The organism is Serratia marcescens (assembly GCF_029846115.1).
GTDB classification, from domain to species: domain Bacteria; phylum Pseudomonadota; class Gammaproteobacteria; order Enterobacterales; family Enterobacteriaceae; genus Serratia; species Serratia marcescens_L.
In genome coordinates, this window is the sequence record NZ_JARVZZ010000001.1 from 3742302 (window position 1) to 3767064 (window position 24763).

25 protein-coding genes are annotated in these 24763 nt (G+C 56.8%); 16 read left to right on the top strand and 9 right to left on the bottom strand.

Annotated features, from left to right (window positions below; translation table 11 throughout):
* The first annotated feature begins 143 nt into the window (after window positions 1-143).
* The 4 genes from sppA (at window position 144) to chiD (ending at window position 5275) form a co-directional block, all read left to right on the top strand.
* Complete coding sequence (gene sppA / locus QDT79_RS17675; RefSeq protein WP_308316824.1) at window positions 144-2000, top strand: signal peptide peptidase SppA; 1857 nt, start codon at window positions 144-146, stop codon at window positions 1998-2000.
* Window positions 2001-2093: 93 nt separating this feature from the next.
* On the top strand, window positions 2094-3110 hold the full coding sequence (gene ansA, locus QDT79_RS17680) for an asparaginase (RefSeq protein WP_308316825.1): 1017 nt from the start codon (window positions 2094-2096) through the stop codon (window positions 3108-3110).
* A gap of 22 nt (window positions 3111-3132) precedes the next feature.
* Window positions 3133-3765, top strand: coding sequence for a bifunctional nicotinamidase/pyrazinamidase (gene pncA / locus QDT79_RS17685; RefSeq protein WP_063990124.1), 633 nt, complete (start codon window positions 3133-3135; stop codon window positions 3763-3765).
* A 232-nt stretch (window positions 3766-3997) separates the two neighbouring features.
* Window positions 3998-5275, top strand: coding sequence for a chitinase ChiD (gene chiD, locus QDT79_RS17690; RefSeq protein WP_308316826.1), 1278 nt, complete (start codon window positions 3998-4000; stop codon window positions 5273-5275).
* Window positions 5276-5317: 42 nt separating this feature from the next.
* On the opposite strand, the gene QDT79_RS17695 is transcribed toward chiD, so the two are convergent.
* A complete protein-coding gene (locus tag QDT79_RS17695; RefSeq protein WP_033634809.1) occupies window positions 5318-5590 on the bottom strand; it encodes a YeaC family protein in 273 nt (90 codons plus the stop codon).
* Window positions 5591-5653: 63 nt separating this feature from the next.
* Complete coding sequence (msrB, locus tag QDT79_RS17700) at window positions 5654-6067, bottom strand: peptide-methionine (R)-S-oxide reductase MsrB (protein WP_063990126.1); 414 nt, start codon at window positions 6065-6067, stop codon at window positions 5654-5656.
* Between the two features lie 348 nt (window positions 6068-6415).
* Between msrB and gapA the strand changes: the two genes are divergently transcribed.
* The gene (gapA, locus tag QDT79_RS17705; RefSeq protein WP_004932222.1) at window positions 6416-7411 is read left to right on the top strand and encodes a glyceraldehyde-3-phosphate dehydrogenase; all 996 of its coding nucleotides are present in this window, start codon (window positions 6416-6418) and stop codon (window positions 7409-7411) included.
* A gap of 83 nt (window positions 7412-7494) precedes the next feature.
* The gene (locus tag QDT79_RS17710) at window positions 7495-8370 is read left to right on the top strand and encodes a D-hexose-6-phosphate mutarotase (RefSeq protein ID WP_063990127.1); all 876 of its coding nucleotides are present in this window, start codon (window positions 7495-7497) and stop codon (window positions 8368-8370) included.
* A gap of 94 nt (window positions 8371-8464) precedes the next feature.
* Here QDT79_RS17710 and QDT79_RS17715 read toward each other — a convergent pair whose 3' ends face one another.
* A complete protein-coding gene (locus tag QDT79_RS17715) occupies window positions 8465-9229 on the bottom strand; it encodes a MipA/OmpV family protein (protein WP_063990128.1) in 765 nt (254 codons plus the stop codon).
* A 426-nt stretch (window positions 9230-9655) separates the two neighbouring features.
* Between QDT79_RS17715 and yeaG the strand changes: the two genes are divergently transcribed.
* The 3 genes from yeaG to QDT79_RS17730 all read left to right on the top strand — a co-directional run bounded on the left by yeaG (window position 9656) and on the right by QDT79_RS17730 (window position 13559).
* Window positions 9656-11590: a protein kinase YeaG gene (gene yeaG / locus QDT79_RS17720; protein WP_025303096.1), complete on the top strand. Its 1935-nt coding sequence runs from the start codon at window positions 9656-9658 to the stop codon at window positions 11588-11590.
* A 132-nt stretch (window positions 11591-11722) separates the two neighbouring features.
* Window positions 11723-12991 carry a YeaH/YhbH family protein gene (locus tag QDT79_RS17725; protein WP_004932234.1) on the top strand — a complete coding sequence of 423 codons (1269 nt, stop codon included), beginning with the start codon at window positions 11723-11725 and terminating at the stop codon, window positions 12989-12991.
* 337 nt (window positions 12992-13328) lie between these two features.
* Window positions 13329-13559, top strand: coding sequence for a biofilm development regulator YmgB/AriR family protein (locus tag QDT79_RS17730; RefSeq protein ID WP_004932237.1), 231 nt, complete (start codon window positions 13329-13331; stop codon window positions 13557-13559).
* A 211-nt stretch (window positions 13560-13770) separates the two neighbouring features.
* Here QDT79_RS17730 and QDT79_RS17735 read toward each other — a convergent pair whose 3' ends face one another.
* Together QDT79_RS17735 and QDT79_RS17740 are read right to left on the bottom strand one after the other, a co-directional pair.
* Window positions 13771-14460, bottom strand: coding sequence for an alpha/beta hydrolase (locus tag QDT79_RS17735; protein WP_308316827.1), 690 nt, complete (start codon window positions 14458-14460; stop codon window positions 13771-13773).
* A gap of 141 nt (window positions 14461-14601) precedes the next feature.
* On the bottom strand, window positions 14602-14988 hold the full coding sequence (locus QDT79_RS17740) for a hypothetical protein (RefSeq protein WP_308316828.1): 387 nt from the start codon (window positions 14986-14988) through the stop codon (window positions 14602-14604).
* Window positions 14989-15290: 302 nt separating this feature from the next.
* Between QDT79_RS17740 and QDT79_RS17745 the strand changes: the two genes are divergently transcribed.
* Window positions 15291-15467 carry a GhoT/OrtT family toxin gene (locus QDT79_RS17745; protein WP_025159799.1) on the top strand — a complete coding sequence of 59 codons (177 nt, stop codon included), beginning with the start codon at window positions 15291-15293 and terminating at the stop codon, window positions 15465-15467.
* Window positions 15468-15741: 274 nt separating this feature from the next.
* Here the strand turns inward: QDT79_RS17745 and QDT79_RS17750 are convergent, their stop codons facing one another.
* Window positions 15742-16035 (bottom strand): hypothetical protein, encoded by a 294-nt coding sequence (locus tag QDT79_RS17750; RefSeq protein WP_107226324.1) that lies wholly within the window; start codon window positions 16033-16035, stop codon window positions 15742-15744.
* A 225-nt stretch (window positions 16036-16260) separates the two neighbouring features.
* On the opposite strand from QDT79_RS17750, the gene QDT79_RS17755 reads away from it, so the two are divergent.
* From QDT79_RS17755 to QDT79_RS17765, 3 genes are all read left to right on the top strand, one after another.
* Entirely contained in the window at window positions 16261-16743 is a 483-nt protein-coding gene (locus QDT79_RS17755) for a hypothetical protein (protein ID WP_063990130.1), read from the top strand.
* 306 nt (window positions 16744-17049) lie between these two features.
* Window positions 17050-17610, top strand: a complete 561-nt coding sequence (locus tag QDT79_RS17760) for a 3'-5' exonuclease (RefSeq protein WP_063990132.1) — start codon at window positions 17050-17052, stop codon at window positions 17608-17610.
* Window positions 17611-17687: 77 nt separating this feature from the next.
* Entirely contained in the window at window positions 17688-18881 is a 1194-nt protein-coding gene (locus QDT79_RS17765; RefSeq protein WP_063990133.1) for a multidrug effflux MFS transporter, read from the top strand.
* A gap of 8 nt (window positions 18882-18889) precedes the next feature.
* On the opposite strand, the gene dadX is transcribed toward QDT79_RS17765, so the two are convergent.
* Complete coding sequence (gene dadX, locus QDT79_RS17770) at window positions 18890-19963, bottom strand: catabolic alanine racemase DadX (RefSeq protein ID WP_308316829.1); 1074 nt, start codon at window positions 19961-19963, stop codon at window positions 18890-18892.
* Between the two features lie 76 nt (window positions 19964-20039).
* The gene (locus QDT79_RS17775; RefSeq protein WP_107226327.1) at window positions 20040-21344 is read right to left on the bottom strand and encodes a D-amino acid dehydrogenase; all 1305 of its coding nucleotides are present in this window, start codon (window positions 21342-21344) and stop codon (window positions 20040-20042) included.
* A gap of 227 nt (window positions 21345-21571) precedes the next feature.
* Here QDT79_RS17775 and QDT79_RS17780 point away from each other — a divergent pair, with 227 nt between their 5' ends.
* Both QDT79_RS17780 and QDT79_RS17785 read left to right on the top strand, forming a co-directional pair.
* Window positions 21572-21832, top strand: a complete 261-nt coding sequence (locus QDT79_RS17780) for a hypothetical protein (RefSeq protein WP_308316830.1) — start codon at window positions 21572-21574, stop codon at window positions 21830-21832.
* A 52-nt stretch (window positions 21833-21884) separates the two neighbouring features.
* The gene (locus tag QDT79_RS17785; protein WP_063990136.1) at window positions 21885-22202 is read left to right on the top strand and encodes an antibiotic biosynthesis monooxygenase family protein; all 318 of its coding nucleotides are present in this window, start codon (window positions 21885-21887) and stop codon (window positions 22200-22202) included.
* A gap of 47 nt (window positions 22203-22249) precedes the next feature.
* Here QDT79_RS17785 and zinT read toward each other — a convergent pair whose 3' ends face one another.
* Entirely contained in the window at window positions 22250-22900 is a 651-nt protein-coding gene (zinT, locus tag QDT79_RS17790; RefSeq protein WP_063990137.1) for a metal-binding protein ZinT, read from the bottom strand.
* Window positions 22901-23196: 296 nt separating this feature from the next.
* Between zinT and QDT79_RS17795 the strand changes: the two genes are divergently transcribed.
* Window positions 23197-24732, top strand: coding sequence for a SpoVR family protein (locus QDT79_RS17795; protein WP_063990138.1), 1536 nt, complete (start codon window positions 23197-23199; stop codon window positions 24730-24732).
* Window positions 24733-24763 lie beyond the last annotated feature (31 nt).

Below are 24763 nucleotides of genomic sequence, written 5' to 3' on the forward strand. Positions count from 1 at the left end.
AATTTTCATTCCGGCCACGTTAACATAGCTAAACGACGAGTTACAGCCTCGGCGATAGCGTCTGAGTGCCACGATTTAAAGCTGACATTTACCCGGCCGCTCATTAGGATAGCGGAACATTCTCGACTCTTGTTGGAGAGCACATGCGCACATTGTGGCAAATTATTGCCGGCATTTTCCGGTGGACATGGCGTCTGCTGAATTTTATCAGGGAACTGATCCTTAACCTGTTCCTGGTCTTGCTGATCCTGGTTGGGGTCGGCATCTATCTGTCCTTCCAAAGTTCCTCCACCTCGACGGCCCCGGCGCGCGGTGCGCTGCTGGTCGATTTAAGCGGCGTGGTGGTCGATCAGCCTTCGGTAAACAACCGGGTGCGGCAATGGGGCCGCGAGCTGTTGGGTGCCTCCAGCAGCCGTCTGCAGGAAAACTCGCTGTTCGACGTGGTGGACAGCATCCGCAAGGCCAAAGACGACAAAAACATTACCGGCATGGTGTTGCAGCTGAATGACTTCGCCGGCGCCGATCAGCCGTCGCTGCGCTACATCGGCAAAGCGCTGCGCGAGTTCCGCGACAGCGGCAAACCGATCTTCGCCATCGGCGACAGCTACAACCAGACGCAATACTATCTGGCCAGCTACGCCAACAAGGTCTACCTGTCGCCACAGGGCGCGGTCGATCTGCACGGTTTCGCCACCAACAACCTGTACTACAAGTCGTTGCTGGACATGCTCAAGGTCACCACCAATATCTTCCGCGTCGGCACCTATAAATCGGCGGTCGAACCGCTGATCCGCGACGATATGTCCCCGGCGGCACGCGAAGCGGACAGCCGTTGGATCGGCGGTCTGTGGCAGAACTACCTGGAGACCGTCGCGGCCAACCGCCAACTGACACCGCAGCAGCTGTTCCCGGGCGCCGCCGGCGTACTGAGCGGCCTGCAGGCGGCCGGTGGCGACACCGCTCGCTATGCGCTGGACAATAAGCTGGTGGACGAACTGGCGTCGCGCACCGCGATCGAAAATCAGCTGGTCAAGACCTTCGGCTGGGACAAACAGGCGAACGATTTCAACGCCATCAGCATCTACGACTATCAGCCGAAGCCGGACGCCAACCAGGGCGGCAAGATCGCCGTCGTCTTCGCCAACGGCGCCATCATGGACGGCCCGCAGACGCCGGGTAACGTCGGGGGGGATACCACCGCCGCCAAGCTGCGTCAGGCACGTCTGGATCCCGCCATCAAAGCCGTGGTGTTCCGCGTCAACAGCCCGGGCGGCAGCGTCAGCGCATCCGAAGTGATCCGCGCCGAACTGGCCGCCGTGCGCGCCGCCGGCAAACCGGTGGTGGTCTCGATGGGCGGCATGGCCGCATCGGGCGGCTACTGGGTTTCAACGCCGGCCGACTACATCATCGCCAGCCCGAGCACCCTGACCGGTTCCATCGGCATTTTCGGCATCATCAATACCTACGAGAAAACCCTGGATACGCTGGGCGTGCACACCGACGGCGTGGCGACTTCGCCGCTGGCCGATATTGCGGTCACCAAGGCGTTGCCGCAGGAGTTCTCGCAGATGATGCAGCTGAATATCGAAAACGGGTATAAGAACTTCCTCGATCTGGTTGCCAAATCGCGCAAGATGACCCCGCAACAGGTTGACCAAATCGCCCAGGGCCACGTCTGGCTCGGCAGCGACGCCAAGGCCAACGGCCTGGTCGATCAATTGGGCGATTTCGACGACGCGGTGAAGAAAGCCGCCGAGCTGGCGAAGCTGCAGCAGTGGCAGCTCGACTGGTTCGTCGATACCCCAAGCCTGAGCGATATGGTGCTCAGCCAGTTCGGCGTGTCCATTCACGCCATGTTGCCGGCGGCAATTCAGGCCATGTTGCCCGCCCCGCTGGCTTCGGTCGCCAACGCGGTGAAAGAGCAGCCGGGCTTGTTCAATAACCTGAACGATCCGCAGAACCGTTATGCTATCTGTCTGACCTGCGGAGAAGTCCGCTAACAAATAATTCTGCAGCCCGGCCATCGCCGGGCTTTTTTTCTGCCGCTATGCCCCTATAATTCAGCCCATCTTATCTTTGTTAAAATCATGACCATGCAAAAGAAATCCATTTACGTCGCCTACACCGGCGGCACCATCGGCATGCAGCGTTCCGATCACGGCTATATCCCGGTTTCTGGCCACCTGCAGCGCCAGCTGGCGCTGATGCCCGAATTCCACCGCCCGGAAATGCCGGATTTCACCATTCACGAATACGCGCCACTGATTGACTCTTCGGACATGACGCCGGAAGACTGGCAGCACATCGCCGACGACATCAAGCAGAACTACGATCGCTACGACGGCTTCGTGATCCTGCACGGCACCGACACCATGGCGTTCACCGCGTCAGCGCTTTCCTTCATGCTGGAAAACCTGGCCAAACCGGTGATCGTCACAGGCTCGCAGATTCCGCTGGCTGAGCTGCGCTCCGATGGCCAGACCAACCTGCTCAACGCGCTGTATCTGGCGGCCAACCATCCGATGAACGAAGTCAGCCTGTTTTTCAACAACAAACTATTCCGCGGCAACCGCACCACCAAAGCGCACGCCGACGGTTTCGACGCCTTCGCCTCCCCGAATCTGCCGCCGCTGCTGGAAGCCGGCATCCACATTCGCCGCCAGCACGGCATCGACAGCCCGGCTTGCAACGGCGCGCTGCGTGTGCACGACATCACGCCGCAGCCGATCGGCGTGGTCACCATCTATCCGGGCATTTCCGGCGCGGTGGTGCGTAACTTCCTGCTGCAGCCGGTCAAGGCGCTGATCCTGCGCTCCTACGGCGTCGGTAATGCGCCGCAGAAAGCCGAGTTGATCGACGAGTTGCGTGCGGCCTCCGAACGCGGCATCGTGGTGGTCAACCTGACGCAGTGCATCTCCGGGCGCGTCAATATGGAAGGCTACGCCACCGGCAACGCATTGGCGCACGCCGGGGTGATCAGCGGTTTCGACATGACGGTGGAAGCCGCCCTGACCAAGCTGCACTACCTGCTGAGCCAGCCGCTGACGCCGGAACAAATCCGCGCCCTGATGCAGCAAGATCTGCGCGGCGAACTGAGCATCAACGGTTAACCTACTGAACTCTGGAGCGGCGATGAAAACGGCCCTGTTGTTGATCGATCTGCAAAACGATTTCTGCCCCGGCGGCGCGCTGGCGGTCACGGCGGGCGACGCCGTCATCCCGGTTGCCAATCAGGCGATCGCCGCCTGTTTGGCGCGTGGCGAGCCGATCGTGGCCAGCCAGGACTGGCATCCCGCCAATCACCGCAGCTTTGCGGTGAACTCTCATGCGCAGGTCGGTACCCTCGGCGAGCTGGAAGGCCTGCCGCAGGTATGGTGGCCGGTACACTGCGTGCAAGGGAGCCACGGCGCCGATTTTCACCCCCAGTTGCAGCGGCAACACATCAATGCCGTTTTTCGCAAAGGGCAGGAGACGGACATCGACAGCTACAGCGCGTTCTTCGATAACGGCCACCGTGCGCAGACCGAGCTGCACGGCTGGCTGCAATCGCAGGGCGTCCGGCGGCTGGCAATCATGGGCCTGGCGACTGACTACTGCGTGAAGTTCAGCGTGCTGGATGCGCTGGCTGCCGGCTATCCAACGCAGGTGCTCGTCGACGGCTGCCGCGGCGTGAATCTGCAGCCAGGCGACAGCGAGCGGGCGCTGCAGGACATGGCGCGCGCCGGTGCGCAACTGGTTACCCTGTCACAATTTCTCGCCAACTAAATCCTCCAGGGCGCCACCGGCGCCCTCTCTGCGCGGCGGCGAAAATATCGACGCCGCTCACAATACCGCCCTTCTTCTTCCCCAACGGCTTGTGACCAGCAGGCGCTTTTGCTGTTATGGCTGCGACGCTTTTGGCGTCAATCGGTTATACGCATCCGGGGCCCGCTGAGCCCGGCTTTATTGTAACCGCCTATGGCGGTACGGTCGGCCTTGCCGACCCAAGGAGACAGACATGAAAATAACCCGAAAACTGCTGCCATTGCTGGCGGCGGTGCAGTTGGCTATGGCCGGCGCAGGCACGGCCCAGGCGGCTTATCTCTCCGTCGGCTACTTCAACGGCGGCGGAGACGTCACCGCCGGCCCCGGTGGCGACATCGACAAACTGGACGTCACGCAAATCACCCACCTCAACTATTCGTTCGGCCTGATCTACAACGGCGAGAAAGACGAAACCAACGCGGCGCTGAAAGACCCCGCTCGCCGCCACCAGATCTACCTGTCGCCGAAAGTCACGGCCGATCTGCAACGGCTGCCGGAGCTGCGCAAACAGAACCCCGAGCTGAAAGTACTGCTGTCGGTCGGCGGCTGGGGCGCACGGGGCTTCTCCGCCGCCGCCGCTACCGAGGAAAACCGGGCAATATTCATTCGCTCCGCGCTGCAGGTGATCGCGAAGTATCGGCTGGATGGCATCGATCTGGACTGGGAATATCCGGTGAACGGCGCCTGGGGGCTGGTGGAAAGCCAACCGGCGGATCGCGACAACTTCACCCTGCTACTGAAAGAGCTTCACCAAGCGCTGGGGCAAGGCAAGCTGTTAACCATCGCCGTCGGGGCCAACGTCAAAAGCCCGCAAGAATGGGTCGATGTGAAAAGCATTGCCCCTTACCTCGACTACATCAATCTGATGACTTACGACATGGCTTACGGCACACAGTACTTCAATGCCAACCTGTACGATTCAAAGCGTTGGCCAACCGTGGCGGCCGCCGACCGCTACAGCGCCGATTTCGTGGTAAAGAATTATCTGGCTGCCGGACTGAAACCAGCACAGATGAACCTGGGTATCGGTTTTTACGGCCGGGTACCGAAACGGGCGACCGAGGCGGGCATCGACTGGGACAAACCGAATGCCGCCAAGCATCCGGTGACGCAGCCTGACTTCAGCATGCGAGAAACCGCCCTGTTCAACGCGCTGGGGCTGGATCTCAGCAAAGACACTTACGTGAAATACCACGATATCGTCAGCAAATTGCTCAACGATCCGCAGCATCGTTTTCGCGAGCACTGGGATGACGACGCCAAGGTGCCTTACCTGACGCTGCAATCTGCCGAAGGCAAATCGCTGTTCGCTATCTCCTACGAGAACCCGCGTTCGGTGGCTCTCAAAGCCGAGTACATCAAAAACCAGGGATTGGGAGGGGCGATGTTCTGGGAGTACGGCGCAGACGACAACAACCGGCTGGCGCAGCAACTGGCGGAATCGCTGGGGATTAAGGGCGAAAAACGGTAAATCGACGGGGCGATGGCGGCATCGCCCCGCTTTAGGGCAGCCTTACTGCGGTTTGAGTTTGGCCAGCGGCTCGGCAACGAACTGCTGTTTCAGCTCTTGCTTGCTCTTCATCACGATTTGCCCGTCGGTGCCGATGCTCATGTGCTGCGGATCGACGTTGTTCATCGACTGCCACAGCATCACCGCCTGCAGGCTGTTTTCTTTCTGCTCCGGCGTCAGCGCCACGCCGTCCGGCCATTTGCCCAGCTCAACCGCCTGTACCAAACGCTGGTATATCTCGGGCGTCATCGCCGCAATCAGATCTTTCACGTCCATCAGAGCCCTTCTCGCTTACGGATGAATAATTAGCTGAATCGATTTTGTTGGTTAAATTACCACTTAGCCGGCCGTTTGGTCGCCATTTTCGCCATCGGTGAAACTCAGCGAGGCGGAGTTGACACAATAGCGGTCGCCGGTCGGCTGCGGGCCATCGGGGAAAACATGCCCCAGGTGCGCATCGCAGTGGCCGCAGCGGATTTCAATACGATGCATATTATGTGAATTATCATCAAGATAACGGATTGCATCGGCGGAAACCGGCTCATAAAAGCTCGGCCAGCCGCAGCCGGAATCGTATTTGGTTTCGGAGTAGAACAGCGGCTGGTTACAGCACAGGCAATGGTACACGCCTTCGCGTTTGTTGTGCAGCAATTTGCCGCTGAACGGCGCTTCGGTACCGCGCTGTTGCGTCACATAACGTTGGATTTCATTCAGTTCCGTGACCGGATGACCGGGGGTTGTCTCTTTAGCCATTTGTGCTTATCTCTGAATGTGGATAATGTCAACGAAAACAATGATTAATAATAACAAAAAATTAACACCGCTGCAGGGATTTTTGGCCTAAACTGTAGCCCATAAAGGCCACGTCACGATGATATGTGATAGCGATCACACATCTTGCGTATGCTGACTTTATACTTGGCGGCTTGTCCCCATATAACGGATGAGGCCGAGCGCAAATGGACTGTGCAATAAGCGTGCAAAACCACCCTTCCGGTTTGACTTGCCGCAAGAATTGACACGATTCCGCTTGACGCTGGGTAAGGTTTTTGTAATTTTACAACCAACCTTTTATTCACTAACAAATAGCTGGTGGAATATATGACTATCAAAGTAGGTATCAACGGTTTTGGCCGTATCGGTCGCATTGTTTTCCGTGCTGCTCAAGAGCGTTCTGACATCGAGATCGTTGCAATCAACGACCTGTTGGACGCGGAGTACATGGCCTACATGCTGAAGTATGACTCTACTCATGGCCGTTTCAACGGTACGGTAGAAGTTAAAGACGGCCATCTGGTTGTTAACGGCAAAACCATCCGTGTTACCGCAGAGAAAGACCCGGCTAACCTGAAGTGGAACGAAGTGGGTGTTGACGTGGTTGCTGAAGCGACCGGTATCTTCCTGACCGACGAAACCGCACGTAAACACATCACCGCTGGCGCTAAAAAAGTCGTTCTGACTGGCCCATCCAAAGATGCGACCCCAATGTTCGTGCGTGGCGCCAACTTTGATAAATATGCCGGCCAGGACATCGTGTCCAACGCCTCTTGCACCACCAACTGCCTGGCGCCACTGGCTAAAGTCATCAACGACAACTTCGGTATCGTTGAAGGCCTGATGACCACCGTTCACGCGACCACCGCCACGCAGAAAACCGTTGATGGCCCGTCCCACAAAGACTGGCGCGGCGGCCGCGGCGCATCCCAGAACATCATCCCTTCTTCTACCGGCGCAGCGAAAGCGGTTGGCGTTGTTCTGCCAGAGCTGAAAGGCAAACTGACCGGTATGGCGTTCCGCGTACCGACGCCAAACGTATCCGTTGTTGACCTGACCGTGCGTCTGGAAAAAGCGGCGACCTACGAAGAAATCAAGAAAGCCATCAAAGATGCCGCTGAAGGTTCTATGAAAGGCGTTCTGGGCTACGTTGAAGACGACGTGGTGTCCACCGATTTCAACGGCGAAGTGCTGACTTCCGTGTTCGATGCCAAAGCCGGTATCGCACTGAACGACAACTTCGTGAAACTGGTTTCCTGGTACGACAACGAAACCGGTTATTCCAACAAGGTTCTGGATCTGATCGCTCACATCTCCAAGTAATGGCATGATGTTAAGCTGATAATGGGGGCGACATTTTTGTCGCCCTTTTTTATTTGTATCTCCGGCAAACAATAGGTCATGAAATGAACGAGAAAATTTTCACCCTGCCCGTTTCCGAACAGATTTCGCCTTACATCAGCCAGCGTCAACTCGATGAGCTGGGCGTGGTTGTGGTGTCGCACCCGAAAGTGCGCGCGGCCGTCGCGCTGCAAGGTGCCCATCTGCTGGCCTGGCAGCCCAGCGGTGAGCAACCGGTGATTTGGCTCAGCAGCAATACCCCCTTCGCCAAAGGCAAGGCCATCCGCGGCGGCGTGCCAATCTGCTGGCCGTGGTTCGGCCCGGTGGCGCAACCCTCCCACGGTTTTGCCCGCAACCAACCCTGGAGCCTGACGGCGCACGATGAAGATGACAACGGCGTCATCCTGACCTTTACGCTGAAAGACAATGAGCAGACCCGCAAACTGTGGCCGCACGCCTTCACGCTGATTGCCCGCTTCAAGCTGGGTGCGGAGTGCGAGATCGAACTGGAATCGCACGGCGATTATCAGGCCACGGCGGCGCTGCACAGCTACTTCCAGGTCGGCGATATCGATCGGGTCAGCGTGGCGGGCCTGGGCGAGCCTTATATCGACAAGGTGGCGGGCGGCGCAGAGGCGCGCCAGGCGGGCGAAGTGACCTTCATAGGCCAAACTGACCGCGTCTATACCCGCCCGGAAGCCTTTAGCCAGATCCGCGATTCGGCGCTCGCACGCACCATCGAGGTTCACCACCATCATATGAGCGACGTCATCGCGTGGAACCCCGGCGTGGAGCTTTCCTGCAGCATGGGGGATATGCCGAACGACGGTTACAAGACCATGGTCTGCATCGAGACTGGGCGCGTCAGCAAACCGCTGGTCGCCGCCGGCGAGCAACCTGCCCGTTTGGGTGTGACCTTCCGCAGCCGTAAGAAGGCCTGAGGAGCCGTGCGCGAAAGCGCACTGCAGATGTGCAAAAGGGGCGCCAGCGCCCCTTTTTGATGCACGTCACGCACGATAATCGTGCAATGCGTGATTAGAAGGTGTAGCTCACACCCGTCATCAACAAACCGGTGTAGGATTTATCCACCATCGGGCTGTCTTTCACTTCATCCGACAACTTCACATAGCGGCCGACGAAGAAGGCGTTCCAGCTTTTGTTGATCTGGTAATTGGCGCTCAGCTCAAGATACGGTGCCCAGCTATCACCTGGGGTGTAGCTGTCCAGGCCGCTGCGGCGCGATTCATTGGCGCTGACGCCGTAGTAATATTTGTTCTGGTTCTTGCTGTTCCACATCACGCCCACGCCCGGGACCAGCGTCAGCGCGTCCAGATCAAACTTGTACAGATAAGCCACATCGCCCACCAGCCCGTTGCTGTTGTTCAGCGTGTCGCCGGTGAAAGTGGTACGGATAGTGCCCCACTGGGCGTTGTGCGAATAGGCCAGGCCGGCCATCAGCGTGCCGCGACGCTTGTCGAGGCGCTTCATGCGGTCGTCGTCGCTGTCGCCCGGACGGTAGCCCCATGGCGTGTAGTAACCCATGATGCTCAGCTGGTTTTCTTGATCTTTCCACAGGTAGTAACCGGCGGTCAGAGTACGGAAGTAGAAGTCGTCACCTTCATAGTCGATGACGGGCACCGGATAAACGCGGTCCTGATAACCGCGATACGCGTCCGGGCTAACCAGCGCGGCAGCGCCAAGTGACCAGGTTCCCGCCTGAGCACTTTGCGCACAAACCATTGCGGAAGCGATAATTGCTAGCGTTTTGAGTTTTGAAATCTTCACTGGTTCTTTTTCCATAAATTACAGGGTTAATAGCCGCAATAGTTTATGTGAAAATTTAGTTGCGCGCCTAATCTTTACAATAGAAAACGACCAAGATCGAATAACTTATAGCGGAATTATGAATTAATCATGGCGGAACGATGACGTTTCATCCCGCAGGCCGCGCCCGACAAGGCATTTGGCTTACACAGTAATAACTGAGTCATTGATATGACTTAAAAAAAGCTTTTTCTGCGGCAGGAAATTTTCCGGCAAGCAAACTAAGCTTAAATCAGAAGGCGAATTTATCCTGGGCCCAGTGGCATACAGCGCAACTCGCGATAATAAGCGCACCAAGTTGGCATACGGGTTGCTGTACTCAGGCGTATTCTCATCTTCCGGGGGCCAGAACACTATCACACGCTCTCTTTAACCTGTGCTAATAACGAAAGGACGGGCATCATGAACATATTTGACCACTATCGCCAGCGCTACGAAGCTGCCAAGGACGAAGAGTTCACACTGCAGGAATTTCTTACCATTTGCCGGCAAGATCGCAGTGCCTATGCCAACGCGGCCGAACGTCTGCTGATGGCTATCGGTGAACCTGTGATGGTCGACACTGCGCTAGAGTCACGCCTGTCGCGCCTGTTCTCAAACCGCGTGATCGCACGCTATCCGGCCTTCGAAGAATTCTACGGCATGGAAGAGGCCATCGAACAGATCGTCTCTTACCTGAAACACGCCGCGCAGGGCCTGGAAGAGAAGAAACAGATCTTGTACCTGCTGGGCCCGGTGGGCGGCGGTAAATCCTCGCTGGCGGAACGTCTCAAGGCGTTGATGCAGCGCGTGCCCATCTACACCCTCAGCGCCAACGGCGAACGCAGCCCGGTCAACGATCATCCGCTGTGCCTGTTCAACCCGCAGGAAGATGCCTCGATCCTGGAGAAAGAGTTCAACATCCCGAGTCGCTATCTCGGCACCATCATGTCGCCGTGGGCGGCGAAGCGCCTGCATGAGTTCGGCGGCGACATCACCAAGTTTAAAGTCGTGAAAGTGCGCCCTTCCATCCTGGAGCAGATCGCCATCGCCAAAACCGAACCAGGCGATGAGAACAACCAGGACATCTCGGCGCTGGTCGGTAAAGTGGATATCCGCAAACTGGAAAACCACGCGCAGAACGATCCGGACGCCTACGGCTACTCCGGCGCCCTGTGCCGCGCCAACCAGGGGATTATGGAGTTCGTCGAGATGTTCAAAGCGCCGATCAAGGTGCTGCATCCGCTGCTGACCGCGACCCAGGAAGGCAACTACAACGGCACCGAAGGCATCTCCGCCCTGCCGTTCAGCGGCATTATTCTGGCGCACTCCAACGAATCCGAGTGGGTGACCTTCCGTAACAACAAGAACAACGAAGCGTTCCTCGACCGCGTGTACATCGTCAAGGTGCCTTACTGCCTGCGCGTATCAGAAGAGATCAAGATTTACGACAAGCTGCTGGATCACAGCGAACTGACCCATGCGCCCTGCGCGCCGGGCACCCTTGAAACGCTGGCGCGGTTTAGCGTGCTGTCGCGGTTGAAAGAGCCGGAAAACTCGAGCATTTACTCGAAAATGCGCGTGTATGACGGCGAAAGCCTTAAGGATACCGATCCGAAAGCCAAGTCCTATCAGGAGTACCGCGACTACGCCGGGGTTGACGAAGGCATGAACGGCCTCTCCACCCGTTTCGCCTTTAAAATCCTCTCGCGGGTATTCAACTTCGATCACGCCGAGGTGGCGGCCAACCCGGTACACCTGTTCTATGTGCTGGAGCAGCAGATCGAACGCGAACAGTTCCCGCAGGATTTGGCTGAGAAATACCTGGAACACCTGAAAGGCTATCTGATCCCGAAATACGCCGAGTTTATCGGCAAAGAGATCCAGACCGCCTATCTGGAATCCTACTCGGAATACGGACAGAACATTTTTGACCGTTACGTGACCTACGCGGACTTCTGGATCCAGGATCAGGAATATCGCGATCCCGACACCGGTCAGTTGTTCGACCGCGAGTCTTTGAACGCCGAACTGGAGAAAATTGAAAAACCGGCCGGTATCAGCAACCCGAAAGATTTCCGTAACGAAATCGTGAACTTCGTGCTGCGTGCCCGCGCCAACAACAACGGCCGCAATCCGAACTGGACCAGCTACGAGAAGCTGCGTACCGTGATCGAGAAGAAAATGTTCTCCAATACCGAAGAGCTGTTGCCGGTCATCTCGTTTAACGCCAAAACGTCGACGGACGAGCAGAAAAAACACGACGATTTCGTCGACCGCATGATGGAGAAAGGCTATACCCGCAAGCAGGTGCGCCTGCTGTGTGAATGGTATCTGCGGGTAAGAAAATCCTCATAACGCCTCAGGTAAGCGGCATTATCAGGGCCATGTCCACAGTCATGGACGTTGCAGCGAAGCCCACGGAGGGGCTGGCTTATTGCGCTGCCGCGGCCGGGACATGAAGAGTTGGCAACGTCGTTTGGGGGAAGTATGGCCTATTTCATTGACCGACGGCTGAACGGCAAAAACAAGAGCATGGTGAACCGCCAGCGCTTCTTGCGCCGTTATAAGTCGCAAATCAAACAGTCGATTGCCGAAGCCATTAACAAGCGTTCGGTCACCGACGTGGACAGCGGGGAGTCGGTCTCCATCCCCACTGACGATATCAACGAACCGATGTTTCATCAGGGGCGCGGCGGCACTCGCCATCGCGTTCACCCAGGCAATGACCACTTCGTGCAGAACGATCGCGTTGAGCGGCCTCAGGGCGGCGCAGGCGGTGGAGGTGGCCAGGGCAACGCCAGCCAGGACGGTGAAGGCCAGGATGAATTCGTCTTCCAGATCTCCAAAGACGAATACCTCGATCTGTTGTTCGAGGATCTCGCCCTGCCCAACCTGAAAAAGAACCAATACAAGCAGTTGACCGAGTTCAAAACCCACCGCGCCGGCTATACCGCCAACGGCGTGCCGGCCAACATCAGCGTCGTGCGTTCGCTGCAGAATTCGCTGGCGCGGCGTACCGCCATGACCGCCGGTAAAAGACGTGCATTGCACGAGCTGGAAGATGCGCTGACCCAGTTGGAAAACACCGAACCCGTGCAATTGCTGGAAGAGGAGCGGCTGCGCAAGGAAATTGCCGAACTGCGCAAAAAAATCGAAAGCGTACCCTTTATCGATACCTTCGACCTGCGCTACAAAAACTATGAGCGCCGGCCGGAGCCCTCCAGCCAGGCGGTGATGTTCTGCCTGATGGACGTGTCCGGCTCGATGGACCAGGCGACCAAAGACATGGCCAAGCGTTTTTACATTCTGCTCTATTTGTTCCTGAGCCGAACCTACAAAAACGTTGAGGTAGTCTATATTCGCCATCACACCCAAGCGAAAGAGGTGGACGAACAGGAGTTCTTCTATTCGCAGGAAACCGGCGGCACCATCGTCTCCAGCGCGCTGAAGTTAATGAATGACGTGGTCGAAGAGCGTTATGACCCGGCGCAATGGAATATCTACGCCGCGCAAGCGTCGGACGGCGACAACTGGGCCGACGATTCACCGCTGTGTCATGAGCTGTTGGCGAAGAAGATCTTACCGATGGTACGTTATTACAGCTACATAGAAATCACTCGCCGCGCTCACCAAACGCTGTGGCGTGAATACGAGGATCTGCAGGCGAAATTCGACAACTTCGCCATGCAGCATATCCGCGAACCGGACGATATCTATCCGGTATTCCGCGAACTGTTCCGCAAGCAGACCGTGTGAATAACATCGCGTAAATGTCACCACAGCCGGAAAACGCCGTTTTCCGGCTGTTTCTTTTTCGCATTATATATTTACATCACGTATGTTTGATTTTTAAACAATAGCAACACAAATAATAAGTCAGATTCCCCAGAACGGTCCTCTCTATTATTTGTTCTTCTGAGGTTATTCCTAAACATTCGCCGCTACGCCCACACGGCTTGATAGGAATATTCCCATTCAGTTATCGTTACTCCATCGCTTAAGTCTCTTCCTAAGCGAAATTTGCCTCACTTTATTTTTCTATGGCTTCTCAGCCCGCTGCGGCGGGCATTTACCTGTCAGCAGGTTAGACATCATGATCGACTACACCCTCTATGGCCTCAACAAGCACGATGTTGATGAATACCATAAGCAAATATGCTGCCTGCTCGGCAAAAACGTGCTGCTGGTACTGACCGCCAACAAGCCGATAACCAAACAGAACCTGCTCGCCAGCCTTATCCAGGAGATAGAAAAACAGCCCGACGATTATTTTCAGCGGTTGCATCGTGCGGCAATAGAAATGATCGGCGTTAACGGGCGCTAAGGCGATATGCGTAAGGCAGACTATTGCCGCCCTTATTGCTGCCCTCGTGGTGTTAATGATGCTGTTAATCATTAATATCGATAGCGATATCAGCGCTTATCCCTAATGCGCTCCTATTATGCCGGCTCTTTAGTCCGCCGTAATAGGCAGCGAAGGGATAATCTGTCGCAGAATGCCCCCCTTTAGTCCGGCAAACCTTCCTGCCCCTGCTTTATTTCAAACCGGCCGCTTCGTCAATCAAACCCGCCACCTCATCGGCATGGGAAACCAGCGAGGCATGGCTGGCATTCAGCACCATGATTTTCTTGGCCTGCAGCCGCTGCGCCATTCGCCGCTGATTCTCCGGCGCTATCATGCGATCGTCGCTGGAAAGTTGATACCATGACGGTTTATGTTTCCATGCCGGTTCGCCGATGGTGTTACCGAAGGTATCGGCCTGCGGGGCCTTCTGCGCCACCGCCATCACCAGCGCCTCGTCGGGGGTAAGATCCTGGCAAAAACTCTCGTGAAACTTGTCGGCTTTGATCCACAGATAGCCGTCGCTGTCCGGCGCCAGATTCGCGACTGCCGCAGGAGGATGCGCTTGCGTAATGCCGCCGGGGCTTTCGCCGACATCCGGCGCAAAGGCGGCGATGTAGACCAGACCGACCACGTTAGGCTGGTTGCCCATTGCCGTGATCACGGCACCACCGTAAGAGTGCCCCACCAACAATACCGGTCCCGCTTGCTGTGCGACCATCTTGCGCGTGCGCTCAGCATCCTCAGCCAGCGATGTCAACGGCATTTCCACCGCATGAATCGCCGTATATCCCCTGCGCGACAACTCGAGGATGACCTTACTCCAGTGCGCCGCGCCGCCCCAGAATCCGTGTACCAGCACGATAGTGGGTTTTGTGCTCATTGCCGACTCCTTCACCTCATAGTAAAGCACCGCAGGCAGATGAACAGCCCCGATTAAGGAACGTGCCTGGCTGCCTTCGACGCCACGCAGTCCCCATTTTATATAGTCAGCCCCATGGCGTTCAGCAATAGCTACGACGGGTTAACCGCCCCGATTCTCCGGCGTCGCCACGGCGTTATCGAAGCGGCTTACGCCGTAAGGCCAGAGAAAAAAAGGGATTAAAACTAGGATTTTTACCCATACCGATCTAAAATTTCGCGCAAAAACAAAGAGAAGTAAATTTAGCTCACCGGGAAAAGGAATGAAGTTGTGAAGGAAATGATCTCCATCGTTTTTATGGCATGCCTGCTGGCGCTGCTGTTTTCGTGGCTGTTCGTCTACGGTCTTAACATTCATTAAACCTGCGGCGGCAATAAATACCCCTCCCCGACTGGCAAGCAGCGCATCGGGACGATGCGCTAAAACCGGCCCCCAAAGCGCCAATGAAAGCGAAATCTGACGCCATCTCGCCTTAACCTTTCCGCCCACAGATACATCAATAATATTTACGGATAATAGTCCTATCCCCTTTCTGCATCCCTCGTCGACTTTTTCTGACCTGGCGCAGCCCACCCAAAGAGAGGGCTTGCCCGACGCAAAATGTTACCGGTAACTATGTTGTTGATTTCTTTTTGTAATAACCGGAAAGCCGTTAATAACCCTACGTTCTTTATAGAAATAAATTATGCATTCTTATGGATAAAGGTATGAATAAACGGCCTTTGGTCATTGATTATCACCCGCCAAGCTCCTAGAATTCGCGCGTAAAAATACAACTGGGATCGGGTTTCATGTCGTCGCTGTGGGTTGCAACGCAATACTGTTATTTTATTGGTCTGTTAGTTTCAATGGTTTTCACCTACCTGGTTAGCCGGGACACCGTCAAAATTCGCTGTATCAGCGCACTGACCATCGGGTTAACCTGGCCGCTGAGTCTGCCGGTCGTGTTGCTGTTTTCGCTGTTCTAATCCCCCCAACAGACCTCGCGGCGGGCTTGGGTTTTTAAACAGTCATGCTAATGAAAAGAGACTGACCACCGACGTCAGGGTTTTTGGCGTGGGATAAAAAAAGCCAGCGCAAGGCTGGCATGAAAATTGGAAGCAATGTGAGCAATGTCGTACCGGATCGGGGGGCACAGAAGGAGACAACCCTTTTCCCCTCACCGGTGCCGCGAATGATAATACGTCTCATTATTGAATGTAAAGTCATTTCCCTACGCAACTTCTCTCCTTTGGGAAAATATCAGCCGCGCGGCGCTCGCCAGCGCTGATACCCTCTCCCCGCTCCCCACACCAGCAGCCAGAGCAAAACATTCAACCCCAACCATAGCATCAGCAAATAAAAGAAAGTCTGATAACCGGGTATGCCCCGATCGGCCAAAAACGGGTTAAAGTGAAAAAATTTAACGATAGCGAACGGATTAAGATTGAAACGGTTGAACACGGCCGTCGTCAGTAACGGTGGCAACAGCGTGTAAAATGCCAGGCTGAACAGCAGCAGAATTTTTGTGCCTGAAGAGTTTTTATAATCTTTCATATCAATACATTACGTTTTTCATTATGGTGCAGAAACCGCCAGGCGCTCGCACGCCAATCGACCCCGCGAGCGCAAAAGAGTTCCAGGCTAACGCGGAAATAAAGCCGATCCTGCGTTTAATTGTCATTTAGCGCGCGGGTGATATATACCCTGTGGATTTTAAATTACGATGTCGCCGCGCCGTCTTCAACCACAGCGTTTGCATGGCATCATCAGGAGGCATTAATGAAACCGGACGCACTCTCCCTGCCGCCGAACCCGAAAAAGCTCAAAATCATCTACGGCTGGTATATTTATGTGATCTATATCCTGCTGGTTTTCAACATTTACATGGCGGTCTACAACGTCTGCGTACGGCATCCGATCGAGGCTCCGCTACTGTCGCTGTTTCACAGCCTGTTCCTCGCGCTGATGCTGCAACAGGTGCTCAAGAAGAACGTCGTTTTCGCCTGGATCTTGCTGAGCTATTTTATTCTGATGCGCCTGTATTACGCCAATGTGCTGCATGTCGAGTTCACGCTGGTGAGCCGCGGCCTGGTGCTGCTGATACTGACGCTGCTGCTTACCGGCGCCGTGGCCGTCGGGCAACTGGCCACGCCGCCGCAGCGGCATGACTGGCTGGCGCGGCTGGGCTGGCGGCAATGGGGGGCGCTCACGGCGCTGGCGGCCATCCTGACGCCGCTGATTACCACCGACTATCTGGGATAAACAGAGGGCTATTAAGGGATATGAGGTTCGGAAATGTCTACGATGCGGCATATTTTAGTGTAGTTACCCGCCTTCTCACAGATCTTGTCCGTGACGAACATGCTAAGGTAGCCCAGCAACAGCAAGTAGCCGACCATGCACAGAATAAAGATAAGCGTTCTCACCGATAGCGACCAACCTGACAAGAGTATCCCGAGCATCATAACCTGAATGAGGCGCTTTAAAAGGATTTCATGCGCGCATCGACCGCATCGGCGCACGTTCTGTAGTAACATTAAGCCACTACGCCCACCACCGGAAACGCCGATGCACCATCTGATGTTAGACATTGAAACCCTGGATATAAAACCCAGCGCCGTCATTCTGGTGGTTGCGGCGGTGTTTTTCGATCCCCGAACCGGGGAACTGGGCGCCGAATTCGAAGCCGCCGTCAGCTGCCAGAAAGACCAACCGGGCCGTACCATCAGCCTGGACACGGTCGCCTGGTGGGCGAAACAGTCCGATGAAGCGCGCAAACAGGCCTTCGGCGGCACCGAGAGCCTGAAGCGCGTGCTGAGCAGCCTTAGCCGCTTCATCCATATGAACAGCACTGACACGGTGAAAGTCTGGGGCAACGGCAAAGAGTTCGACTGCGCGATCCTCGAACACGCCTTCCAGCAGTTGGAAATGCCCTGCCCGTGGAAATTCTGGGATACCCAGGACGTGCGCACGGTGATCACGCTGGCGGAACTCCACGGCTTTAACCCGAAAAAGGCCCGCCCGTTCGAAGGTATGCCGCATCGGGCGCTGGATGATGCTCGCCACCAGGCCCGTTATGTGGCCGATACCGTCTCGGCGCTCTATTACCGCCAAGGGGCGCAGCGCTGACCCGCTTTGCCCCTTTTCATTTGCCGCCAGAGTCTCTACTCTAGCCCTCTTTGTCACTCGGACGTGCCTTTCCTGTTATGCAAAAGTTTCTGTTTATGCTTCTCAGCCTGGTGCTGCTCGGCCCATTAGGCATAGATCTTTATCTGCCGACCATTCCCGCCATTGCCGTCGGTTTGGGCAGCAGCGAAGCGCTGATCCAATCCACCATATCGCTGTTTATTCTGGTGCTCGGCCTCGGCCAGGTTATCGCCGGCCCGCTGGTGGATAACTATGGCCGCAAGCCGGTGGCGCTGGCCGGCATTATCCTCTACATGATCGGCGCCGCGATGGCGGCGCTGGCCACCAGTCCAACGGTTTTCATCGCTTCGCGTCTGCTGCAAGGCGTGGCGGTTTGCTGCACCGCCGTCGTCGCCTTCAGCGGCGTGCGCGATCGCCTGAACGGCGACGACGCCGCCCGCGCTTTCGGCTTTCTCAACGGCACGCTGAACATCATCCCGGCGCTGGCGCCGCTGCTCGGCGGCCTGCTCGCCGAAGCCTTCGGCTGGCGTGCCCCCTTCTGGTTCCTGGTCGGCTACGCGCTGCTGGTGTTGGTGCTCATCGCGCTGCGCCTGCCGGAAACCCGCCCTGCCGACACCGTGCCGGTCAAGGGGCTGCCGGTGCGCCAATACGCGCGCATCCTCAGCGAACGCCGTTTTCTCTCCTTTGCAGTGGTGAACTCTGGGGCGATGGGCATGGCGCTGACCTACGTTTCTCTGGCACCGAACGTGCTGATGGGCACCGCCGGCCTGACTCCGCTGCAATTCTCGCTGGTGTTCGGCGCCAACGGTTTCTGGATCATGCTGGTCAGCTTCTTCGCCAACCGCATCATCCACAAGGTCGGCCGTCCGGTTTGCCTGGCGACCGGCGGCATGTTGATGGGGCTGGGCTGTTTGGGCCTGCTGCTGGGCGTCATGCTGCTGCCCGCGGCGGCGCAAGCGCACTGGCTGGCGTATATGCTGCCGGTCGCCAGCGCCTGCGCCGGGTTGGCGTTCGTGATGGGCCCGGCTACCAGTTACGCGTTGGAACCGTACTCCAATGAGGCCGGCGTCGCGTCCGCGCTGGTCGGTTTCGTGCAGATGGCGGGCGGTGCCGCGTTGGGTCTGGTGGCAATGGCGTTGCCGCTGCAACCGAAGCTGTCGCTGGCGCTGGTGATGCTGGCAGGCTGCCTGCTGGCGCTGCACGCGCGGCGGCTCAGCAAGCAGATTAAAGGGCAGATAAAAAAAGTCGCCTGAGCCGCGGCTCAGGCTTCAATGGCGACCGGCACCCGCGCCGCTAACGCTGACAGCAGCTCATAGCCTAACGTTCCTGCCGCCGTGGCCACCTCGTCCACCGGCAGGCGTTTCCCCCACAGCTCCACTTCGGCGCCCAGGTCGACTTGCGGACAGGGCGTCAGATCCACCGCCAGCATATCCATCGATACCGTTCCCAGGGTGCGCGTCAGCACGCCGTCAACCCATACCGGCGTACCGGTCGGCGCATGACGCGGATAGCCGTCGGCGTAACCGCAGGCCACCACGCCGATGCGCTGCGCGCCGGCGGCGCTGTAACGGCCGCCGTACCCCACGCGATCGCCAGACTTCAGCTGCTGAATGCCAATGATCTCGCTGCTCAGCGTCATCGCCGGCTGCAGCCCCGTCGTCGCAACATCCTCCCAGCAACCGCTCGGCGAAGCGCCATACAGAATGATCCCAGGGCGGACCCAGCTACCGTGGGTCGAAGGGTGCCACAGCGTGGCGGCCGAGTTGGCCAGGCAGCGCGGCAACGGTATATCGGCTGCCGCCGCCTCGATAGTGGCCATCTGCTGGGTCACGCCTTCCGGGCCGTCGGCGGTGGCGAAATGGCTCATCAGCGTAAGCTCGCCGATATTGGCAACCGCCTGCGCCCTGCGCCACACCTCATGCAGCCGATCGGGTGCGAACCCTAACCGATTCATGCCGCTGTTCACTTTCAGATAGACATTGAGCGGCGCGTTCAGCGTGGCGTCGGCGATCGCCGCCAGTTGCCAGTCGCTGTGCACCGCCGTCGTCAGGCGATAACGGTCGAGCAACGCCAGATCCTGCGGCTGGAAAAAACCCTCCAGCAGTAGAATCGGCCCTTGCCAACCCGACTCGCGCAACAGCACCGCTTCGGCCAGATCCAGCATGGCGAAGCCGTCGGTTTGCGCCATGCTGCGCCAAACGTGTTTGATGCCGTGGCCATAGGCGTTGGCCTTGACCACCGCCCAGACTTTGGCGCCGGCGGCGAAACGGCGCACCACCTGCAGGTTATTTTCAATCGCGCCGAGATGCATCGTGGCGGTTATGGGACGGGGCATCGCTTCTCCTTGGGGCAGCGTACAGCGGCCACGCGCGCCTGCGCGTGGCCGGTAAAGTCTATGACAGCGTCGACGATTAACGTGCGGGATGCACGTCGTTCAGCGGAACCGCGTGTTGCTGGCGAAACCCGGCGCTGTAACGCGCCACCGCCAGATCATCGGAAGGGATCGCCGGCGTAATGCCGGACATCAGATCGGACAACAACTGCCCGGAACCGCAGGCCATCGTCCAGCCCAACGTGCCATGCCCGGTATTGAGATACAGATTCTTCAGCGAAGTGCGGCCGACAATTGGCGTGCCGTCCGGCGTCATCGGCCGCAGGCCGGTCCAGAACGTCGCCTCTTCCACTCTGCCACCGTTCGGGTAGAGATCGCGCACCACCATCTCCAGCGTTTCGCGCCGTTTTTGCTCCAGCTGCGTATTGAAACCGACGATCTCCGCCATGCCGCCAACGCGAATACGCTGGTCGAAGCGCGTGATGGCGATTTTATACGTCTCATCCAATACCGTAGAGAACGGCGCCGCCGCTTCGTCGGTGATAGGTATGGTCAACGAATAGCCTTTCAGCGGGTAAACCGGAATGGACACCAGGCCGCGTAGCAGCGCCGTGGAATACGAGCCGAACGCCACCACATAGCTGTCGGCCTTGAACACGTCCTCGCCACACTGCACGCCAGCGATCTTGTCGCCTTCCACCAGCAGACGATCGACGCTGCGGTTGAACAGGAAGGTTACGCCCGCCTGCTCTGCCATCTTCGCCAACTGTTGCGTAAACAGCTGGCAATCGCCGGTTTCGTCATTCGGCAGCTGCAGGCCACCGGTCAGCTTGTGCGCCACCTGCGCCAGCGCCGGCTCGACGCTGCCGAGCTGGCTGGCCTCCAGCAGTTTGTAAGGCACACCGGCATCTTCCAATACCGCAATGTCTTTCGCTGCGTTTTCGAACTGTTGTTGGGTGCGAAACAGCTGCAGCGTGCCGCCCTGGCGACCTTCGTACTGGATGCCGGTTTCCTGACGCAGCGCCTTGATACAATCGCGGCTGTATTCCGCCAAGCGCACCATGCGGCCTTTGTTGGTCATGTAGTGTTCGGTGTTGCAGTTTTTCAGCATCTGCCACATCCAGTTCAACTGGAAGCTGCTGCCGTCGAGGCGGATCGCTAACGGCGCATGGCGCTGGAACATCCACTTGATGGCCTTCAGCGGCACGCCCGGTGCCGCCCAGGGTGCGGCATAACCCGGTGAAATCTGCCCGGCGTTCGCCGCGCTGGTTTCCAATGCAGGACCTGGCTGACGATCGATCACCGTCACCTCATGCCCCGCCTTCGCCAAATACCAGGCACTGGCTACGCCCACCACTCCACTACCTAAAATTACCACTCGCATCACTGACTCCAGCCCAAGGCTTCACAAAGCATAATCTTCTGCTCACAGGAAATTAACTCAGTGAAAAAATCCGTCCAACAACTTCGTCATCAAACGTGACAATATTCACAATTAATTTATCGTCGATGGGGCGTACATTTGCAATAGTCGCCCGAAAATAGCGATAAGATGCGGTTTAGAGGGGATTATGGCGTCATACCGCCACTGAATTGATAGCAACGCTATCAATGATAGCACTCAAAAAAGGCGTAATAAGCAACATTGATTTAACAGAATATAAAAATACCAGCCATCATATAGACAGAATAAAAACCCAACAAAATAAAAAATACCAACATAACAAACAAAGAGAGCCTCCTCCCTCCGCAGCAGAAAAATCGCGCAAAATTTCAGCTGCCGTTAACCTTATTTTCACTACTGGATTAAAACAGCCGAGCCCTGAGCCCCGCCCGTTTAAGTTGAACGCTGCAGCACGATATGAACGTTGAAGCCAGAAGCCGATCCTAAAGTTCATATTGTCGCTTTTCTGGAGAACCCTTTATGTTCATCGCCATCTACCAGTTCTCAGTCAAAACCGGACACGAACACGCCTTTCGCCTGGCCTGGCTTGAGTTGACCCAAGGGATCTATCTGCAGCGCGGCAGCCTTGGCTCGCGCCTGCATCGAGATATGAGCGGGAAGTTTATCGGCTATGCGCAGTGGCCAAGCCGAGCCGCATGGGAAAACGCCGGTGATATTCAGTTGGATGAACGCTACCGGCAAGCCCGGGAACGAATGCGTGCGACCCTGTTGGCGGATGAAACGCTATTTGAAATGGCAGTGACGGATGATTACCTGCAAATCAGAGCGTTTGACTGAGCACAAGCCCACATAAGCGGGCTTGTGGTGGACGGGAGGGAGCGGCATCAATGATGCAGCATCTCGTCCACGACTTCTTTGGTCTGCAGTTGGAATGGGTAGTAAGTCGGCCAGTTATCCATTTCTTTCAGCAACGCTTCCTGCGACGTGTTGCCCATAAAGATATGGAAATGCGCCGATTTGCGCGGGCCGATAATGTGATCGCTGAACTGCACGAATTTCGGCGCCAGGCTGCCGGCATCCTGGCATTCGAACAGATAACGCACGCCCTTCTTACCAGAGACATACGTCAGGATCTTATGCCCGGCGTACTTATACTGACAAGCGCTGGATTGGTCGCCGCGGTGAAACTCCATGACGCCGTTTTCAATGCCGATGGTATCCACATCGGTGGCGTACCCTTTGCGGTAATACGCCTTCACTTCTGCGAAGGTCTTGCTCTTATCCTGCGCCGCTTTCTTCTTGAACACCGGGTCGAGCTCCCCATTGAGCAGGTAAGGGTACACGGATTGCCACACGCCCTCCCAATCCGCCAGGTTGCGATCTTTGACGTCTTTATCGTCGAACACGCCCGCCTCGGCCTTTTTTTCCACTTCCGTAAGTGGTTTGCCATGTGAATGATGCCCGTGGGCAAAAGCCTGCCCGCTGATAAACAACGCGGCCAGCGCCACCGCCACTTTACCCAAATGCCTCGCCAAAATGCGCTCCTTGTCTGTTATTGAGAAAATTAAAAGTTACAATATAACATAACAATTTTCAATCCCTGTCGTACAACAGGCATGTGTTGCACGCCCTTGCCGCAGGGCTATACTCGGAGAAGACGCGCGGTGCTGTGCCGCCCTCTGCCGGGACGGGCGTCGAATTGACCGCCGTTTGCTCCTTTGCGTGCCGGCATTTTTATTTCACTGATTTGCAATGGTTAATTATGACTTGAACTATGCTTGTTACAGGGTCTGCCGTTCGAGCAAGACCCGTGAATAATGAGGGTGCGCTGATGACTACTTCAACACATGAAAAGGTTAAGGATGATAAACGTCTGAGCGATGGACCGGACTGGACGTTCGAACTGCTGCAGGTGTATTTGGAGCAGATCGACCGCGTCGCCAAGCATTACCGGCTCGACACCTACCCCCATCAGATCGAGGTGATCACCTCCGAGCAGATGATGGACGCCTATTCGAGCGTCGGCATGCCGATCAACTATACCCATTGGTCCTTCGGTAAGAAGTTCATCGAAACCGAACAGCGCTACAAACAGGGCCAGCAAGGGCTGGCGTATGAAATCGTCATCAACTCCAATCCCTGCATTGCCTACCTGATGGAGGAGAACACCATCACCATGCAGGCGCTGGTGATGGCGCACGCCTGCTATGGCCACAACTCGTTCTTCAAGAATAACTACCTGTTCCGCAGCTGGACCGACGCCAGCTCCATCGTCGATTATCTGCTGTTCGCCCGCCACTACATCAGCCAGTGCGAAGAACGCTACGGCGTCGATGAAGTGGAGCGGTTGCTGGACTCCTGCCACGCGCTGATGAGCTATGGGGTCGACAGGTACAAACGCCCGCAGAAGATCTCACTGGTGGAAGAGAAAGCGCGCCAGAAAAGCCGCGAAGAGTATCTGCAAAGCCAAGTGAACACGCTATGGAAGACCTTGCCGCGCGTCGAGCGCGAAGAGTCGCCGGAGCAGGCGCGTCGCTATCCAAGCGAACCGCAGGAAAATATCCTCTATTTTATCGAGAAGAATGCGCCGTTGCTGGAACCCTGGCAGCGTGAGGTGCTGCGCATCGTGCGCAAAGTCAGCCAGTATTTCTACCCGCAAAAACAGACTCAGGTGATGAACGAGGGTTGGGCCACCTTCTGGCACTACACCATCCTCAACCATTTGTACGACGAGGGCCGCGTGACCGAGCGGTTTATGCTGGAGTTTTTGCACAGTCACACCAACGTGGTGTATCAGCCGCCATACAACAGCCCGTACTATAACGGCATCAACCCTTATGCGCTGGGCTTCGCCATGTTCCAGGACATCAAGCGCATCTGCCAATCGCCGACCGAAGAAGACCGCTACTGGTTCCCGGACATCGCCGGCAAAGACTGGCTGGACACCTTGCACTTCGCCATGCGCGATTTCAAGGACGAGAGCTTTATCAGCCAGTTCCTGTCGCCCAAAGTGATGCGCGATTTCCGGTTGTTCACCGTGCTGGACGACGATCGCAACAACTATCTGGAGATTGCCGCGATCCATAACGAAGCCGGTTACCGGGCAATCCGCCAGGAACTGTCGGCACAATACAACCTGAGCAACCATGAGCCGAATATTCAGATCTGGAACGTGGATCTGCGCGGCGACCGCTCGCTGACGTTGCGCTATATCCCGCAGGAGCGCGCGCCGCTGGACAAGAGCCGCCGCGACGTGTTGAAGCACCTGCATCGCCTGTGGGGCTTCGACGTGATCCTCGAGCAGCAAAACGAAGACGGCAGCGTGGAGTTGCTCGACCGTTGCCCGCCGCGGCCGACGCCGCTGTAACTGCCACAACGAAAAAGGGCGCCGCATGGCG